At 56.8% G+C, this 17273-nt stretch carries 14 protein-coding genes; 9 read left to right on the forward strand and 5 right to left on the reverse strand.

Annotated elements, in window-relative coordinates:
* Positions 1–87: 87 nt before the first annotated feature.
* Together mgtA and WFM49_RS15750 are read right to left on the reverse strand one after the other, a co-directional pair.
* Positions 88–2790 (reverse strand): magnesium-translocating P-type ATPase, encoded by a 2703-nt coding sequence (gene mgtA, locus WFM49_RS15745; RefSeq protein WP_022983593.1) that lies wholly within the window; start codon positions 2788–2790, stop codon positions 88–90.
* Positions 2791–2924: 134 nt separating this feature from the next.
* Positions 2925–3143 carry a hypothetical protein gene (locus tag WFM49_RS15750; RefSeq protein WP_009460652.1) on the reverse strand — a complete coding sequence of 73 codons (219 nt, stop codon included), beginning with the start codon at positions 3141–3143 and terminating at the stop codon, positions 2925–2927.
* 392 nt (positions 3144–3535) lie between these two features.
* Between WFM49_RS15750 and WFM49_RS15755 the strand changes: the two genes are divergently transcribed.
* Positions 3536–6007, forward strand: coding sequence for a bifunctional acetate--CoA ligase family protein/GNAT family N-acetyltransferase (locus WFM49_RS15755; RefSeq protein WP_035270494.1), 2472 nt, complete (start codon positions 3536–3538; stop codon positions 6005–6007).
* 187 nt (positions 6008–6194) lie between these two features.
* Positions 6195–8273: a CocE/NonD family hydrolase gene (locus WFM49_RS15760; RefSeq protein ID WP_336974228.1), complete on the forward strand. Its 2079-nt coding sequence runs from the start codon at positions 6195–6197 to the stop codon at positions 8271–8273.
* 59 nt (positions 8274–8332) lie between these two features.
* On the opposite strand, the gene WFM49_RS15765 is transcribed toward WFM49_RS15760, so the two are convergent.
* Entirely contained in the window at positions 8333–9001 is a 669-nt protein-coding gene (locus WFM49_RS15765) for an alpha/beta hydrolase (RefSeq protein WP_022983590.1), read from the reverse strand.
* Entirely contained in the window at positions 8998–9552 is a 555-nt protein-coding gene (gene yjgA / locus WFM49_RS15770; RefSeq protein WP_009460660.1) for a ribosome biogenesis factor YjgA, read from the reverse strand. Before yjgA ends, WFM49_RS15765 begins: the two co-directional genes overlap by 4 nt.
* A 67-nt stretch (positions 9553–9619) precedes the next feature.
* Here yjgA and pmbA point away from each other — a divergent pair, with 67 nt between their 5' ends.
* From pmbA to erpA, 7 genes are all read left to right on the forward strand, one after another.
* A complete protein-coding gene (pmbA, locus tag WFM49_RS15775; RefSeq protein WP_060186674.1) occupies positions 9620–10987 on the forward strand; it encodes a metalloprotease PmbA in 1368 nt (455 codons plus the stop codon).
* 280 nt (positions 10988–11267) lie between these two features.
* Positions 11268–12371: a TRAP transporter substrate-binding protein gene (locus tag WFM49_RS15780; RefSeq protein WP_009460663.1), complete on the forward strand. Its 1104-nt coding sequence runs from the start codon at positions 11268–11270 to the stop codon at positions 12369–12371.
* Between the two features lie 330 nt (positions 12372–12701).
* Positions 12702–13130 (forward strand): 50S ribosomal protein L13, encoded by a 429-nt coding sequence (gene rplM, locus WFM49_RS15785; protein ID WP_003801836.1) that lies wholly within the window; start codon positions 12702–12704, stop codon positions 13128–13130.
* A gap of 9 nt (positions 13131–13139) precedes the next feature.
* Positions 13140–13532, forward strand: coding sequence for a 30S ribosomal protein S9 (rpsI, locus tag WFM49_RS15790; protein WP_009460666.1), 393 nt, complete (start codon positions 13140–13142; stop codon positions 13530–13532).
* A 159-nt stretch (positions 13533–13691) separates the two neighbouring features.
* On the forward strand, positions 13692–14756 hold the full coding sequence (gene argC / locus WFM49_RS15795; RefSeq protein WP_336974232.1) for an N-acetyl-gamma-glutamyl-phosphate reductase: 1065 nt from the start codon (positions 13692–13694) through the stop codon (positions 14754–14756).
* A 35-nt stretch (positions 14757–14791) separates the two neighbouring features.
* Positions 14792–15529 (forward strand): DUF6776 family protein, encoded by a 738-nt coding sequence (locus tag WFM49_RS15800; RefSeq protein WP_336974235.1) that lies wholly within the window; start codon positions 14792–14794, stop codon positions 15527–15529.
* An 80-nt stretch (positions 15530–15609) separates the two neighbouring features.
* Entirely contained in the window at positions 15610–15978 is a 369-nt protein-coding gene (erpA, locus tag WFM49_RS15805) for an iron-sulfur cluster insertion protein ErpA (RefSeq protein ID WP_003801826.1), read from the forward strand.
* Positions 15979–16173: 195 nt separating this feature from the next.
* On the opposite strand, the gene WFM49_RS15810 is transcribed toward erpA, so the two are convergent.
* A complete protein-coding gene (locus WFM49_RS15810; RefSeq protein ID WP_336974237.1) occupies positions 16174–17271 on the reverse strand; it encodes an anhydro-N-acetylmuramic acid kinase in 1098 nt (365 codons plus the stop codon).
* Positions 17272–17273 lie beyond the last annotated feature (2 nt).

Here is a 17273-nt window from a genome sequence, read left to right on the forward strand (position 1 = left end):
TGGCCATCATATACCCGAGGTTCTTTCAGAATGTGCGTTAAGGCCTGAGCCCCCGAAAGGATTTCCGGGGGCCCAGACCTGTCCGACTTAGAACCACTGGCCAAAGCGGCGGATGTACAGCATTTTCATACCCTGTGCGACCAGGCAGTAAGCCAGCAAGGTGCCGACCAGCCACGGGAAGTATTCCCAAGGCAAAGGCTGCAGGCCAACCAGTGCACCGACGCCCGAGAAGGGCAGATAAATACCAATAGCGGCAATCAGGAAGGTCATCAGCATCACAGGCAGGGCTGCGGTGCTTTGGATGAAGGGGATCTTTTGCGTACGCAGCATGTGAACAACCAGTGTCTGCGAGAGCAAGCCTTCAATAAACCAGCCGGACTGGAACAGCGATTGCAGTTCGGGCGTATTGGCGCCAAACACGTACCACATCAGGACAAAGGTGGTGATGTCGAAGATGGATGAGGTCGGGCCTATCCAGATCATGAAGCGGCCAATATTCTTGGCATCCCATTTACGCGGTTTGCGCAGAAAATCCTTGTCCATGCGGTCCCAGGGCAAAGCCAGCTGGGAGATATCGTAGAGCAGGTTCTGAATCAGCAAGTGGATGGCCAACATGGGCAGGAAGGGGATGAACGCACTGGCCACCAGCACCGAGAACACATTGCCAAAGTTGGAGCTGGCTGTCATGTTCAGGTACTTGATGATGTTGCCAAAGGTCTCGCGGCCTTTGATCACGCCTTCTTCCAGAACCAGCAGGTTCTTTTCCAGCAGGATGATGTCTGCCGATTCCTTGGCAATATCCGTGCCGCTATCCACCGAAATCCCCACGTCGGCATCGCGCAGGGCGGGGGCGTCGTTGATGCCATCCCCCAGAAAACCGACGGTGTGACCATTGGCTTGCAGCGCTTTGAGCACACGTGATTTTTGCAGGGGCGTGAGCTTGGCAAAAACCGAATGGCGCTCGACAGCGCAACGCAGATCGGGGTCTTGCATCAGCTCGATTTCAGGTCCGAGCAAAGGCTTGCCGGGCTCCAGGCCCACTTCACGGCAGATTTTCGCGGTAATGATTTCGTTATCGCCGGTCAGCACTTTTACGGCTACACCGTGCTCGGTCAGGGCGGCAATCGCTTGGGCAGCACTTTCCTTTGGTGGGTCCAGGAAGGTCAGCAAGCCTTGTACCGTCATCTCGCGTTCATCCTGGGCTTCATAACGGCTCTTGGCCTGTTCGACAGGAATACGGCGAGTGGCAATCAGCAGGACACGGAAGCCGTCCGAGTTGTAGCGGTAAGCCATTTTCAGCAAACGGGCACGTTGCTCGGTATCCAGTGGCAAGCGCTGGTCACCGTCTTGTACGTGGGTGGCAATGCTGAGCATTTCTTCCACCGCACCCTTGCAGACCATGAGCTGCTCTCCTTGCGGATTTTGCACGACAACCGATAGGCGACGACGCACAAAATCAAAAGGCAGTTCGTCTATCTTGCGGTAGGAGCCAATGGCTTGCAGGGCAGAGGGTGTTTTTTCTGCGAAGCGCAGTACCGCCTGATCCATCAGGTTCTTCACGCCGCTTTGGTGCAGGCTGTTGAGCAGCGCCAGTTCCAGAATGCGAGGACTGTTGCGATCATCCAGACCCAGATGGTGTTCCAGAATGATGCGATCTTGTGTCAGGGTGCCGGTCTTGTCGGTACACAGCACGTCCATGGCACCAAAGTTCTGGATCGCGTTCAGACGCTTGACCACCACCTTGTTCTTGGCCATGGCCACCGCGCCCTTGGCCAGGTTGGAGGACACAATCATGGGCAGCATTTCAGGGGTTAGGCCCACGGCAACGGCCAGTGCGAACAGGAAGGCTTCGGTCCAGTCGCCTTTGGAGAAACCGTTGATCAGCAGCACGATGGGCACCATGACCAGCATGAAGCGAATCAGCAGCCAGCTGACGCTGTTTACGCCCCGGTCAAAAGAAGTTTCGGCGCGCGAACCGACAATGGCTTTGGCCAGCGAGCCGAAATAGGTCTTGGCACCGGTGGCCACAACCACTGCCGTGGCCGTACCGCTGACTACGTTGGTGCCCATAAAGCACATATTGTTCTGGTCCAGCACACCGGCCTGGGAGCTGGACGCCGTAGCACTTTTGCTGCTGACTGCGCTAAAGACATCGTACTTTTCGACAGGCAGGGCTTCACCTGTCAGGGCGGCCTGGCTGACGAACAAGTCGCGGGACTCTATCAAGCGCAGGTCTGCCGGGATCATGTCCCCAGCCGACAGGCGCACAATATCGCCGGGCACGATCTGGCTCATGGGGATTTCGCGCATGACCGTTGCGCTGGACACGGTAGAGCGTCGTTGTACGCTGGCGGTGGTACGAACCATGGCTTTCAGAGCCTGGGCAGCTTTGCCGGAACGGTACTCCTGCCAGAAACGCAGCAGGCCGCTCAAGGTGACCATGACCACAATAATCAGCACGCCGGTGTAGTCCACTTCTTCTCCCGAGCGCATGGGCAAAATAATGTCGGTGACAGCACTAACGGCGGCCAGCACCATCAGGACCGCAATAAAGGGATTTTTAAAGGCCAGCGCCAATTGAATCAGGGCGTGGGCGGGCTTGTCCCGGGCGACCTCGTTAGGTCCGTATTCGGTCAGGCGGCTCAAGGCTTCGGCGTCGGTCAGGCCATTCAGATTGGCTTGTACAGAGGCCAGGGTTGTCTCCAGGCTAAGCCCGGTTTCGGTGGCCGTGCGCAGCTTGGCGTCGTAGTCCACTGAGCGCAGTGGCGGACGATGTTGTTGAATGCTCATGTAATGCTCCTGGTGTACAGGCGTGACGGTGCTGTCCATCCCAAGAGATGGACACAGCAGGTCCTGCCGACCGGTGTGAGGGTCGGCAAACTAAAGATAAGAACAAGCGGATTTAGTAAGCGTCAGGCCAGCGTTTAGTGGCTGGGCAAGGTGCAGCGCCACACTCGCGCTGAGGGTGGTTTGTCACTGTCTGCAATCCAGTGAATTTCTGGTTTGCGACTGGCCGTGTTGATACGCCAGGCAATAGCGGGGCGGCGGCCGGGAACAGCACGCTCGCGAGGGCAAGGTGTGGCAAGATGCGAACCCGACGAGGTCAGGGCCCGGATCGGTCCAGTATGAATAATGCGGTGCATGGTTGACTCCTGATCGTGCTGCGCAAGCCACATCAGCAGACAACCCGGTGGGTCAGTAGCGTCTGAGGGGCCTGTGCAGCATCTTTCTTCGACTGTCGTCGCTGGACATAGTGTGTTTTTTCCTGTCAGAGAGAACGAAAGGTCCTGCTTTCCGAACGGGTGTTATTTTACGACCTGCAAGCCGCTTTGCGACTGGCTTTGCGCCCGTTTTGCCCAGGCATTGGCGTATGGTTGCTATACGAAAGTACATGAATGGCCCGCCACGGGATAAAAACCGGCTGCATGATGCAAGACAGAGATAGCCAGCCAAGTCTCTTTTATTTGTAGGCGGCTGTGCTTAAGATGGGAGAATTCATTATTTTGGTGTGTGGTTTTCTTATGGCGGAACAATCATGGCAGCCCTAAGGCATCGTCTGACAGCATTGTTTGAGCCCCGTTCGGTGTTGGTCGTGTCCACCTTGCCTTTGCCCCTGATCAACGAGATGCCAGCCCGATTGGCTGGGCGGATCACGCAGGCACGGATTACAGCCACGCAAGTGCTGGTGCCCGATCGTCTGGAAGGACTGACCGATACACAGCGCCTGGATCTGGCGCTGGTGTGTATCGAGCCGGTGCGTTTGCCACAGGCCCTGGATGCCATCCGGGTGCATAAGCCACGTGTGGTTCTGTTGCTGCCCTCCAATCTGGCCTCCCGCGATCCTATGGAAGACATGGTGTATGCGCGCTCCTGGGCCCGTATCAATAATTGTCTGGTGCTGGGGCCGCGTGCCTTCGGGATACAACGGCCGCATCTGGGCATCAATTTAAGTCACGAGCCGCAAATGGCTCTGGCGGGCCGTGTGGCCTTGGTGTCTCAGTCACGCTCCATTACCTCGGCCTTGATGGACTGGGCTGAGGATGTCAGCCTGGGTTTCTCTGCCATTGTGTCGGTCGGGGACGAGGCCGTTATCGACGTGCCCGAGGTGCTTGAATATCTGGCCATGGACCCGCGCACGGACAGTATTGCGCTGTATCTGGAGCACACACCTGCTTCTCGTCGTTTCACCAGTGCCTTGCACGCCGTAGCGGCCGTCAAACCTGTGGTGGTCCTGAAAGTAGGCGGTCAGCGTCAGCAGGGCGAGGCCCACGAGGCGGTCTTCAATGCCTTGATGCGGCGTGTGGGGGCGGTGCGCATTCGTTATTTTGTGCAGCTGTTCTCGGCCCTGAAAGTGCTGGTTTACACCCGCCGTCCCAAAGGGCGGCGTATTGCCTTGTTCTCCAATGGGAATGGGGCCGCGCAGATGGCTTTGGATGTACTGGGTTCGGATGCCGCAGTAACCTGCCCGGAGCTGTCGCCCTCGACCCAGCGGGCGCTGGATAATCTGCTGGCTCCTGGCGACCAGGTTCAGAACCCGGTGGTCACTTATGTGCCACTGACGCCCATGCGTATCGACTCGGTTATTTCCACCTTGCTGGATGACAAGGAAATTGACGGGGTGCTGGTCTTGCTGACACCAGACCCCTTGGCCGATATGCCGGCGGTATCGCGTGAGCTGGCCATGCTGTCGGCCAGTGCTCGCAAACCCATTATTACGTGCTTGATTGGGGATGCGGATATGCGTCCCCTGCGTCATTTGCTCGATGGTGTGGGGACGCCGGCTTTCCGTACCCCGGATACGGCTGCCAACGCCTTCGATCTGCTGGCCCGCTATCACTACAACCAGCATTTGTCGCAGCAGACCTTGCCGCCTTTGCCGCTGGGCACCTTGCCAGAGGTAGAGCCTGCCCGAGAACTGGTACGCCAGATTCAAAGCGAGCGCCGCGAGGCTAGCGAGCAGGAGTGCCGCGATCTGCTGCGCTACTTCCACGTGCCTGTTGTCGACTTGCGTGTGACGCACGATCAGGGTGAGCCTGATCCTGATGTCCCGCCCATGGGTCTGCGTTTTGAGACCGACGACAAGTTGGGCCCTTACGCCGTCTTTGGTGGGGCCGATCACGCGGATTGGCTTTCCTCATCCTATCCGGCGGTAGAACTGCCACCGCTGAACCGCTATCTGGCGCGCCAGTTGGTGGAGCGTAGTCCCTTGTGGCGCAAGAGCCTGTCCTCGCAATTGACGCCTTTGGTGTTGACGCAGCTGTTGCAGGTGCTGGAGCGTCTTTCGGATTTGATGAGCGAGTTGCCCGGCGTGCGCCGTGTGGTGCTGGACCCCATCATGGCGGGCGAGAACAGTCTGTACATCAAGAGCATTTCCATTTCCCTGAGCAAGCAGTCCATGCTGGTACTGCCGGAAACGGCTGGCTATCGCCACATGGCGATTCATCCCTATCCGCGTCACATGATTGAGCGGCGTCAGTTCAAGGATGGGCAGCGCTGGACCTTGCGCCCTATACGTCCCGAGGACGCCGAGGCCTTGCAGACCTTTATGCGTGGCTTGTCGGATGAAAGTCGCTACATGCGCTTTGTGTCCATGCTGCGAGAGCTGACTCCACGCATGTTGTCGCGCTACACCCGTATCGACTACGACCGGGAGCTGGCGCTGATCGCTACCGTGCGTTCGCCCAATCCAGATAACCGTAACCATCCCCGTGACGAGATTATTGGCTTTGCCCACTATCTTCGTAATGGTGATGGTCGGGGGGCGGAGTACGCCCTGGTTATCGGGGATGCCTGGCAGCGGCGTGGTCTGGGAGTCATCCTGATGGAGGCGCTGATACAGGCTGCCGCCGAGCAGGGGCTGACCTACATCGACGGCTATGTGCTGGCCTCCAATGCGCCTATGCAAGCTCTGATGAAGCGTCTGGGCTTTCAGAACGATGCGGACCCGGAAGATCCCAGCATGCGTCGTGTCTGGCTGGATCTGGGTGAGACCCGTCGCTCGGATTAGGCACAGGCAGGCCTGTCTGCTTGTCAGGTAAATACCCGTTTAATTGTTCCCCTGATGTCCCGATTCACTCAACGGTGGCGGGACTATGATGCACTCGTGATGGCAGGCAGTACAGCGCTGGATTGCTGGCTGCCGCCGCATCAATGGATGGTGCCCACCACCGACGGCGCCACATACCGGGGACACAATGATGCGATTGAATCTGGCTGCTTTGCAGCGCTGGGTGCTGGGCTTGTTCTTGATAGGCGGCCTGCTGGCTTGCTCCGGGCAGACAGTGATGCCACCTGAAAAAAACCATTACGAGTTCTCCATGGAGAACGACAGCCTGGAAATGCGCGATGGTGTGCGCTTGGCGGTGACGTATTATCGGCCATCGGCTAAAACACCGGGTGAAACCTTCCCGGTCATTCTGGAGATGCTGCCTTATCGCAAGGACGACTTCTTCGCGCTGGGTGACTACGAGTACGGCTCTTATTTTGCCAAGCGGGGCTATGTGCTGGCGCGGGTTGATGTGCGTGGCACAGGTGGCAGCTCTGGCCCTGTCCCTGTCAGCGAGTATTCCGCTGCCGAGATTGCCGATGCCGAGGAGCTGATCGATCAGTTGTCTCGCAAGAGCTGGTCCAATGGCAAGGTGGGTATGTACGGCCTGTCCTGGAGCGCCTTCAACTCCTTGATGACGGCTCACAGAAAACCGCCAGCACTCAAGGCCATTATCGCGGCGCACGGTTCTACCGATCTGTTTTACAACGACGTTCACTATATTGATGGTGCCTTGCATATTGACTCCTATGCGCACCAGATTGATACCGATAACGCCATGCCGCAAAGCCCGGATTATCGGATTGACCAGGAGTATTTCAAGAACCGTTTTGACCGCGAGCCCTGGATTTTTACCTGGCTGCGTCAACAACAGGACGGCGATTTCTGGCGTGCCGAGTCCCTGGCCTTCAAAAAGCAGCCTTTGGAAGTCCCGGCCTATTTGATTGGTGGCTTGCTGGATGGCTATCGTGATTTTGCGCTGGATGTCAGTCGAACCTCGAAAGCGCCTGTAATTGTGGAAATGGGGCCCTGGAACCACGCCTGGCCAGAATATGGCGTGCCTGGCCCGAATTATGAGTGGCGCGAGAAGGCGGTGCGCTGGTGGGACTACTGGCTTAAAGACATAGATACCGGAATTCTGGATGAACCGCGTCGGATGGCCTTCATGCGTACAGGCCATGCTCCCGCTACCGATCGGACCAGCGTGCCCGGTTATTGGCGCTGTGATCCGCAATGGCCGGTGGAAGGCGCGCGGACTCAACGTCTGCATCCTCAGGCCGGACACCAGCTGGCTGCTATTTCTCCTGCCTCCGGTTTGGCTCAGACCTTGCGTTACAAGGCTGGAGCGGGTTTGGCTGGTGGTGGCTGGTGGGGTGAGCAAACGGGCGATATGGCTGCCGATGATGCACATAGCCTGGTGTATGACTCCGCGCCCTTGAGCGATGCCATGGAAATCATGGGTATGCCTAAGGTACGTCTGAAGGTCGCGGCTGATGCGCCTTTCTATCAATGGACAGTGCGACTGGAGGATGTGGCCCCGAATGGGCAGGTTTCTTTGGTCAGCGGGGCAATCATCAACCCTTCCCAGCGTATCTCACGTCTGGAACCACAGCCCTTGGTGCCGGGTAAGGCCACCAATTTGGAAACATCCATTCACTTCACTACGTGGCGTTTCAAGCCGGGCCATCGTATCCGCCTGGCGGTGAGCAATGCGCAGTTCCCTATGGTCTGGCCCAGCCCGACGCCGGGTGTCACCAGTCTGTTTCCGGGTGCGGATACCTGGGTAGACCTGCCCGTGGTGCCTGTGCGGGAGCAGGGTACGCAGGCTTGCGTCATGTCGCCACCCCAGGCGAGTGAAGCGGCTCCTTTCGGCCGCACTATTGACGGGGATGGCCCCATGTTCAGCAGTGTTCGTAATGAAGCTACGGGCGATTCGACGTTCACCACCAGCAATGAGCTTAGCTGGGTGCTGCATGACAATTTGTACCGCTCCGAGGAGATGTATCGCTGGGAGGTCAATGATGCTACGCCTGCCAAGGCGCGCTATCAGGGTGATCGGCGCAATGTCTTTACGATCAAGGGGCGGGAGATTGATATGTCAGCCCAGGCTCGGATCGAGTCCGACGAGTCGTATTTCTACCTGACTTTCACGCGGGTGCTGAAAGAGGATGGGGTGCAGGTTCGGGAAAAGACCTGGCAAGAGCGTATTGCTCGGATCTATCAATGAAAAGCTGAATAAGAAACGCCGCTGTGATTGCAGCGGCGTTTTTTTGTCTTGTGCTCTGATTAGCGCAGTACCTGTTTCAGGAAGTGGCCAATCGCGCTGATTTCTTCCGGGCAAACAGCGTGGGGCATGGGGTAGACATTCCATTGCACCTGATAGCCCATGGCTTCCAGTTGCTGACGGCTGGCTTCGGCACGTGTCAGAGGCACGACCGGGTCCATGCTGCCATGCGCCATGAATATAGGCGTGTTCTGATTGGCCTGATGACGTTCTTTTTCCACCGCTGTCGCCAAAGGCAGGTAACCGGACAGGCAGAGCATGCCAGCCAGACGCTCTGGCAAGCGCAAGCCGGTTTGCAGCGTCATGGCACAGCCTTGCGAGAAACCGGCCAGAACAATATTTTCCGTGGGAATGCCGCGAGCGTTTTCGCGGGCAATCAGGTTCTGCACTTCGATCTGCGATTGGCGCAGGCCGCTTTCGTCCTCGTGGCGCACCAGGTCCGCCACATAAATGTCGTACCAGGAACGCATGGCCATGCCGCCATTGATGGTGACGGGCTGGATGGGGGCGTGCGGGAAAATGAAACGAATAGCGGGGGCGTTTTGCAGGCCCAGCTCTGGCACTATAGGGGCGAAATCGTGGCCGTCAGCGCCTAAGCCATGAAGCCAGATAACGGCGTGCTGAGGGTTGGCACCGGTTTCAATCTCAATCGACTCAAGCAGAGGGTTCATGCGGACTCCGAAAGATCTACCAAGGTCTTGATGTACTGGTACAGGGCGCGGTAGTGCTTGCGCTGTGGGTCTTGGCCTTGTACCAGTGTGGAATTTTTCTCGGCTTCTTTGCGTGCGGCACGAATCAGGGTGCGCAATTGCTGGATATCGGCGCCGGAAAATTCATTCATGAATTCGGTCAGAGCGTCGTCATCACGCAACAACAGGTCGCGTAGCGCTTCCAGCCTGTGCATGGCACGGGTGTCTTCCTTGGAGCCGTTTTCCCAGACGTCCAGTTGTTTAAGGATCGGTTCGGGCTCCACATTGCGCATCAGCTTGCCCACGTAGTGGATTTGACGGCGGCGTCCTTCGCGGGCCGTCGGGCTGATGCGCTTGGCATCCTTGATGGCAGCCATCAAGGGCTCGCCCAGATCAAGTTGTTTGAGTCGGTCGTCCGAGAGCTCAATCAGGCGTTTGCCCAGGTCGAGCAGAGCGTGCATTTCGCGTTTTACCTGCGATTTGCTGGGGCGGTCGTAACCGTTTTCATCGATTTCAGTGCGTGGACGGGCCATAAGAAGTGAAATAGCAAAGATTGTCGCCAATTGGCTATGATAACCGCCTAACCCTCAAAGAGTAGCAATGAGTCATCCAACTATTTCCCAATTGTCGATCAGTGCCAATCAGTTCCAGTTTTGTGAATTGGTGGATGAAGCGCTGCGGCATGCCAAAAAACTGGGCGCCAGTGATGCTGCCGTCGATATTTCAGAAAACAAAGGTCTGGCCGTCTCTGTGCGCCAGATGGAACTGGAAACGGTAGAGCAGACGCAAGACCGCTCCTTGGGTGTGACCGTGTTTGCAGGCCAGCGCAGTGGCTCGGCCTCCACGTCGGACTTTTCGATCAAGGCGCTGCGTGAAACGGTGGAAGCCGCCTGGCATATTGCCCGCTACACCGCTGAAGATCCTTTTGCTGGGCTGCCTGAAAAAGACATGCTGGCGCAAAGCTATCCCGATCTGCACCTGCACCATCCCTGGCTGCTGGACGCGGATCAGGCCGCCAAACTGGCGATTCGTGCCGAGCAGGCTGCGCTGGAGTTGAGTCCTCTGATCAGTAATTCCGAAGGCGCGTCGGTCGATACGCTGGAAGGGCATTTTGTGATGGGTAACAGCCGCGGCTTTCTTGGGGGCTACCCCTATAGCCGTCACTCGCTCAGCGTCAGCCCCATTGCCGGCAAGGGCGACAATATGCACCGCGACTACTGGTACAGCAGCTCGCGTGACCCTTCCCGCCTGGCCAGCCCCGAGTCGGTTGGGCGTTATGCGGCCGAGCGCACTTTGTCGCGCCTGTCGGCCCGCCGTATTCCGACCGGCCGCTATCCGGTGTTGTTTGAAGCCCCGCTGGCTGTGGGCTTGATCGGCTCTCTGGTGCAGGCCACCAGTGGCTCGGCCCTGTATCGCAAAACCAGCTTCCTGCTGGATTCTTTGGGCAAGTCTGTCATGGCCAAGCACATTGACGTGCTGGAGCGTCCGCATCTGGCTGCCGCCATGGGCAGTGCACCGTTTGACTCGGAAGGGGTGCGTACCTGCGACCGTGATGTAGTGCGTGGCGGCGAGCTGAAAGGCTATTTTCTGTCTTCCTACGCAGGCCGCAAACTGGGCATGCCTTCTACGGGGAATGCCGGTGGTTCGCACAATTTGCTGCTGAGCTCGCGCCTGACTCGTCCCGAGGACGACCTGGATGCCATGTTGAAGAAAATGGACCGTGGTCTGCTGGTAACCGAGCTTATCGGCCAGGGTATCAATTACCTGACCGGCGACTACTCGCGTGGTGCCTTTGGCTACTGGGTGGAAAATGGTCGCATTCAGCATGCCGTGGAAGAAGTGACGATTGCAGGCAATCTGGCCGAGATGTTTGTGCAGATTGTGGCCGTGGGTGCTGATACCTTTGCGGCTGGCTCCAAGCGTACGGGTTCCATCCTGATCGAGCAGATGTCGGTGGCCGGTTCCTGATTTCTGCTACCTGGAAAACTGGCTTGGCCCCTTATACCTTGCCACGGGCAAGAGGGCGCTCAATAAACAGATGTTTACGGCCTGAGTTCGGAGTCGCTTCCGACTCAGGCCGTTCTCTATGGAGCGCCGTTCAGGTGTTTCAGGTCAAAGACCCGACAATATAGGGCCGGATTTGCGGGATAATCCGGGCTTTCCCAGCCCCCCATTCGGGGCGCGCCAGTGTACTATCCATAGCATAAAAATATTTCCCAGTTATCGAATACCCACAAGGAGGTTATTCATGCAGCGTCGCTCGTTTCTGAAAAAGGCAGGTCTTGGCGCCGTAGCCAGTACCGCCGCTATTGCTGCTCCTGCTATTGCCCAAAGCAATCCCAAGGTTAATTGGAAGCTGACATCGACTTACGGTCCCGCTACCCCGGCTCTGTTTTCGACAGCCCAGTCGTTTTGCAAGATGGTGGAAGAGGCCTCGGACGGCAACTTCAACATCCGTCTGTACCCAGCCGGTGAAATTGTCCCCGGTTTTGGTGTGATGGATGCAGTCAGCAATGGCACGGTGGAGTGCGGTCAGACAGCTTCTTATTACTACTACGGTAAAGACCCCTCGTTCAGCTTTGACACGGCCGTGCCTTTTGGCCTGAATGCCCGTCAAATGAACGCCTGGATGCAGGAAGGCAACGGTACCAAGCTGCTGCGTGAACTGTTTGCCACTCGCAACATCATCAACTTCGCTTTCGGTAACACCGGCACCCAGATGGGTGGTTGGTACCGCAAGGAAATCAACTCTCTGGAAGACCTGAAAGGTCTGAAGATGCGTACGGCCGGTTTTGCTGGCGAAGTGCTGGCCCGCATGGGCGTGGTGCCTCAGCAAGTGCCACCAGGCGATATTTACCCATCGCTGGAAAAAGGCACACTGGACGCCGTGGAATTCGTCGGTCCTGTGGATGACGAGAAACTGGGCTTCCAGAAAGTGGCCAAGTATTACTACTATCCCGGTTGGTGGGAGGGGTCGGCCCAGGTTTCGCTGTACGTGAACGACGCTGCTTTCAATGCACTGCCCAAGCAATACCAGTCCCTGATTGAAATTGCTTCGCGTGCTGCGGGCGAGCGCATGATCTGTCAGTACGACGCCCAAAGCCCAGGCGCCCTGCGTCGCCTGATCGCCAGCGGTGCGGTACTGAAAGCCTTCCCGCGAGACGTGATGGACGAGTCCTTCAAGACCGCCAATATTCTGTACAAGGAGTTCTGCGACAAGGATCCCATGTTCAAGAAGATTCACGACGACTACATGGGCTTTCGTGACGCGATTGTGCCTTGGTTCCGTGTGGCCGAAGGCTCTTACGACAACTACCTGGGCATTGCTCTGGCAAACCAGAAAAAAGGCTGATCCCCGTAGTTGGGACCGGGCAGGGCAGTCTGCTCCGGTTCGACTAACCAGTCTTGTTAACCCCTGTTTTTCCTTTGGAAAGCAGGGGTTTTTAATGCGCCTTCCCTTTATGAGAGAGCGCCTGGTTGTGGCAAAAAACCTGTGTTTTTGTGCAAAACCCTAGTGTTATCCACTATTTATGTTATTATGGCGAGCTATTTGGCAGAAATGCACGGGCGGAATATAACGCCTTGGCAGGGTCAAATAGAGCTGCCCGGCTTGAAACAGCGGGTAGATTGTATGGGCCGAGCATGTTGCTTTGACCCAGAATTTTAATATTTAGGAACCATCATGAAGACCTTCGTGGCCAAGCCGCTTGAAGTCAAACGTGACTGGTTTGTGATTGACGCTAAAGGCAAAGTCCTTGGTCGTGTGGCCAGCGAAGTCGCACGCCGTTTGCGTGGTAAGCACAAACCCGAATATACCCCTCACGTTGATACCGGCGATTACATCATTATCATCAACGCTGCTGACATTGCCGTGACCGGTAACAAGGCGCAGGATAAGAAGTACTATCGTCACTCGAACTACCCAGGCGGTATTTACGAAACCAACTTCCAAACCATGCAAGAGCGCTTCCCAGGCCGTGCCATCGAAAAGGCCGTCAAGGGTATGTTGCCAAAAGGCCCTCTGGGCTACGCCATGGCCAAGAAACTGAAGGTTTACGCTGGTGCCGAGCATCCTCACAGTGCTCAACAGCCTAAAACTCTGGACATCTAAGGATAGGTCATGATTGGTAACTGGAATTACGGTACGGGCCGTCGCAAGACCTCCGTTGCTCGTGTCTTCATCAAGAAGGGTACGGGTCAAATCGTAGTCAACGGCAAGCCTGTTGACGAATACTTTGCTCGTGAAACGGGTCGCATGATTGTGCGTCAGCCCCTGGTGCTGACCAACCATGTTGAATCGTTTGACATCAAGATCAACGTGCATGGCGGCGGCGAAAGCGGCCAGGCCGGTGCTGCCCGTCACGGCATCACCCGCGCTCTGATCGACTACGACGCAACACTGAAGACAGAACTGAAACAAGCTGGCTTGGTGACTCGTGACGCTCGTGCTGTTGAGCGTAAGAAAGTCGGTCTGCACAAAGCACGTCGCCGCAAACAGTTCAGCAAGCGTTAATTCGCTTCGCGACCTGTTTATGGTGCTCAAAAACCCCGGACGTGTCCGGGGTTTTTGTTTGCTGGCTACATTTGTCCTGCTTTGCCCGCTCTGGTACTTGAGAACAGGCAGGACTACGTTAAGATAGAATTTTTGCTCGTCTCTCTTTCAGGAAAGTTCATGGCTACACATAGCGATACCCGGATCAAGGTAGGGATTGTTGGCGGTACAGGTTACACCGGGGTCGAGTTGCTGCGTCTGTTAAGTCAGCACCCCCAGGTAGAACTGGTTGCCATTACCTCGCGTAAAGAGGATGGTGTGCCGGTATCGGATATGTATCCGAACCTGCGTGGTCATGTGGACCTGAAGTTCTCCACGCCGGAAAATGCCAATCTGGAACAGTGTGACGTGGTCTTTTTTGCCACGCCACATGGCGTGGCCATGAGCCAGGTCGAACGTCTGCTGGAAGCGGGCGTGCGCGTCATTGACCTGGCCGCAGACTTCCGCCTGCAAGATACGGACGTATTCCAGAAGTGGTACAAGATGGAGCACAGTTGCCCGGACATCCTGAGCCAGTCGGCTTATGGCCTGCCAGAGCTGCTGCGCGACAAGATTGCTCAAGCCAAGGTTATTGGTAATCCTGGTTGCTACCCCACCACCGTTCTGTTGGGCCTGGCCCCCTTGCTGGAAGGCGGCAAGGCGCTGGTTGATACCCAGCATCTGATTGCAGACTGCAAATCCGGTGTGTCCGGTGCCGGTAAGGGTGCTTCGGTTCCCAATCTGTTTGCTGAAGCCAGCGACAACTTCAAGGCATATGGCGTGTCGGGTCACCGCCACCATCCGGAAATTGTGGAACAGTTGCAGCGCTTGGCTGATGGCCCGGTCGGTCTGACCTTTGTGCCGCACCTGGTGCCCATGATTCGCGGCATGTTCTCCACGATCTACGCACGTATCAAGCCCGAAGCCATGGATACAGACTTTCAGGCCTTGTACGAGCAGCGCTACGCCCAGGAAACCTTTGTGGATGTGCTGCCTGTCGGTACCTTGCCAGAAACCCGTTCGGTGCGCGCTTCCAATCAGCTGCGCATTTCTGTACAGCGTCCTGGTAACGGCGATCAGCTGATCATTCTGGTGGTGCAGGACAATCTGGTTAAGGGGGCTTCGGGTCAGGCTGTGCAGAACATGAATATCTTGTTCGGTCTGCCAGAACAAACCGGCTTGAATCACGTTGCAATTTTGCCTTAAAGGGAACTTGGTCTTGGTGAACAGGTCAAATGTTTATGGCTGAATCACCGCAAACCAATTCTTCTAATGTCGCTCCTTCCCGTTCGCGGGGTGGGGCGACTACGATTGGGCTGGCCGTATTGTTGGGGGTGCTGTTGGGCGGTGGAGGCCTGTGGCTTTACCGCAGCCTGACTCAACCGGCCGATCAGTCCGAACAAATACAGCTGGCCATGCAAAATCTGGCGCGTAGCCAGCAATCCCTGCAGCAAATTCAAAGTGAATTTGAAGGGCTGCGCGGGCAACTGGTTCTGGAAGAGAGCACCCGCAAGGGTTTGGAAAAGTCCTTATCGTCTACCCAGGCCGAACTGGCGCAGACGCGCGAACAGTTGGCCTTTTACGAACAGTTGCTCCCACCCGGTCCCAGTGGTTCTGTTACTGTCCGAGCCCTGGACGTTGCAAAAAGGGGTGATTTGCTGGAGTACAAGGTACTGCTGCAACGTAACGCCCCAGAAGGAAAGGCTTTTTCCGGTCGCCTCCAGTTTCAGCTGACTGGGCGGCAAGACGGAAAAAACGTTAAAATCGATTTATCACCCAGTTCCGGGCCGGACTCGGTACTGGCAGAGTCGTCTGTAGAACAGATCGATCCTTTGGTTTTAAACTTCAACCAGTTTCAGCGCGCCATGGGTTGGCTGGCTTTGCCGCCAGGCTTTGAACCCACCGCCTTGACGCTGAACGTCCTGGAAGGAAGCGTTATCCGCGCCTCTCGCCAGGAAAAAATCGCCCAGCCAGACTAATCACCTTACCCGCGGGTGGTCATGTGCAAGGCGATCACATGATAATTATTCATGCCGGCGGGGGCCGGCAGGAGAACCACATGAGCACTCTTACCGAATCCGTTGATCTGCAAGCCCCTCCTTCCCCACTGATCTTTACCGATTCAGCGGTTGAGAAGGTCCGTGAGCTCCTGATTGAAGAAGGTAGCCCCGAACTGAAGCTGCGCGTCTTCGTGCAAGGTGGCGGCTGTTCCGGCTTCCAGTACGGCTTCACCTTTGACGAACTGGTAAACGACGACGACACCATTATTGATAAGGATGGCGTGCAACTGCTGGTTGACGCCATGAGCTTCCAATACCTGGTGGGCGCTGAAATTGATTACAAGGACGACCTGGACGGCGCTCAGTTCGTGATTCGTAACCCGAATGCCACGACTACCTGCGGCTGCGGTTCTTCCTTCACGATGTAAGGAAGCAAGGCTGGCGTTGATTGCTCAGCGTTCCAGGCCTTAGCAGGTTGCTACAAAGTACACCCCAGACTCTGAGTCCAGAGTCTGGGGTGTTTTGTTTATGGGGTTTTGTTGAAGGCCGTGCACCGTTAGGTCTAAGGGGTAAACCGCTGGAGGACGCTTCTTGGTTCAACTTGGGAGGGGCTTGTTCGTAGCTCAGGCCGGATAACAAGCGCCCAGCACCGTAGCGCGCCGTGCGCCTGTCACAGCGGGCAGTCCCGCAGGAATACGTTCGATATGCGCGTAAGCCAGCCAGGCAAAGGCAAGGGCTTCGATGGATTGCGGATCCATGCCCAGCTCGGCGCTGGAGCGGATAGGCATAGTCACCAGATCGCCCAGGCGTTTCAGCATGGCCGGATTGGCAGCGCCACCGCCACACACAATCAGCTCTTGAATCTGATCTGCGTAAGGCTGGATGGCCTGTGCAACGCTGTGTACGGTCAAGTCCATCAGAGTGGATTGCACCGTAGCAGGCTGAAGCTCGCCTTTCGGATCAACACGATCCAGATGCTCCTGCAGCCACCCCAAATTGAACAGATCACGACCTGTAGATTTAGGGGCAGGCAGAGCAAACCACGGTTCGCTCAACAGGCTGGCAAGCAAGGCAGGATCAGATGCCGCGCTATCAGCCCATTGTCCGCCCTTGTCGTAGGACTGGCCTTGATGCTTGTTCACCCAGGCATCCAGCAGCATGTTCGCCGGGCCAGTATCGAAGCCAAAAACATCGCGTCCAGGCAGCAGCAGGGAGATATTCGCAATTCCACCCAGGTTCAGAATGACGCGGCCATGTTCGTGACGGAACAGGGCTTCATGGACGATGGGCACCAAAGGTGCACCTTGGCCGCCCGCCGCTATATCCCGGCTGCGGAAATCCGCAATCACGTCCACTCCACAGCGTTCGGCCAGAAGAGCAGGGGCATTCAATTGCAGGGTATAACCCTGGTCAGGTGCGTGGCGGATAGTCTGACCGTGTACGCCAATCGCACGGATCAGGTCTTTCTCGGGGCCTTGAGTCCAGGGCGTGCAAGTCTGAGCATAGAGCTCGGTCAACTGCTGGGCGGCGATGCTGGCGCGGGCCAGTTCGTTGTGCCCTGGATGCTGCAAAGCCAGCAGCTCGTCTCGCAGAGTGGCTGGCATGGGCAGGCTATGGGTTTGGTGTATCTGTGCCCCCTGTGGGCCGAAGGATGCCAGCACGGCATCCACACCGTCCATGCTGGTACCAGACATCAGTCCGATAAACAGGGGGGCTTTCATGG

It is taken from the genome of Alcaligenes sp. PF14 (genome assembly GCF_037150615.1).
In the GTDB taxonomy this organism is placed as follows: domain Bacteria; phylum Pseudomonadota; class Gammaproteobacteria; order Burkholderiales; family Burkholderiaceae_B; genus Alcaligenes; species Alcaligenes phenolicus.

What these genes read in the sequence shown, in the direction of transcription:
- mgtA (WP_022983593.1), bottom strand. Translation starts at nt 2,790, where the DNA reads ATGAGCATTCAACAACATCGTCCGCCACTGCGCTCAGTGGACTACGAC.
- WFM49_RS15750 (WP_009460652.1), bottom strand. Translation starts at nt 3,143, where the DNA reads ATGCACCGCATTATTCATACTGGACCGATCCGGGCCCTGACCTCGTCG.
- WFM49_RS15755 (WP_035270494.1), top strand. Translation starts at nt 3,536, where the DNA reads ATGGCAGCCCTAAGGCATCGTCTGACAGCATTGTTTGAGCCCCGTTCG.
- WFM49_RS15760 (WP_336974228.1), top strand. Translation starts at nt 6,195, where the DNA reads ATGATGCGATTGAATCTGGCTGCTTTGCAGCGCTGGGTGCTGGGCTTG.
- WFM49_RS15765 (WP_022983590.1), bottom strand. Translation starts at nt 9,001, where the DNA reads ATGAACCCTCTGCTTGAGTCGATTGAGATTGAAACCGGTGCCAACCCT.
- yjgA (WP_009460660.1), bottom strand. Translation starts at nt 9,552, where the DNA reads ATGGCCCGTCCACGCACTGAAATCGATGAAAACGGTTACGACCGCCCC.
- pmbA (WP_060186674.1), top strand. Translation starts at nt 9,620, where the DNA reads ATGAGTCATCCAACTATTTCCCAATTGTCGATCAGTGCCAATCAGTTC.
- WFM49_RS15780 (WP_009460663.1), top strand. Translation starts at nt 11,268, where the DNA reads ATGCAGCGTCGCTCGTTTCTGAAAAAGGCAGGTCTTGGCGCCGTAGCC.
- rplM (WP_003801836.1), top strand. Translation starts at nt 12,702, where the DNA reads ATGAAGACCTTCGTGGCCAAGCCGCTTGAAGTCAAACGTGACTGGTTT.
- rpsI (WP_009460666.1), top strand. Translation starts at nt 13,140, where the DNA reads ATGATTGGTAACTGGAATTACGGTACGGGCCGTCGCAAGACCTCCGTT.
- argC (WP_336974232.1), top strand. Translation starts at nt 13,692, where the DNA reads ATGGCTACACATAGCGATACCCGGATCAAGGTAGGGATTGTTGGCGGT.
- WFM49_RS15800 (WP_336974235.1), top strand. Translation starts at nt 14,792, where the DNA reads ATGGCTGAATCACCGCAAACCAATTCTTCTAATGTCGCTCCTTCCCGT.
- erpA (WP_003801826.1), top strand. Translation starts at nt 15,610, where the DNA reads ATGAGCACTCTTACCGAATCCGTTGATCTGCAAGCCCCTCCTTCCCCA.
- WFM49_RS15810 (WP_336974237.1), bottom strand. Translation starts at nt 17,271, where the DNA reads ATGAAAGCCCCCCTGTTTATCGGACTGATGTCTGGTACCAGCATGGAC.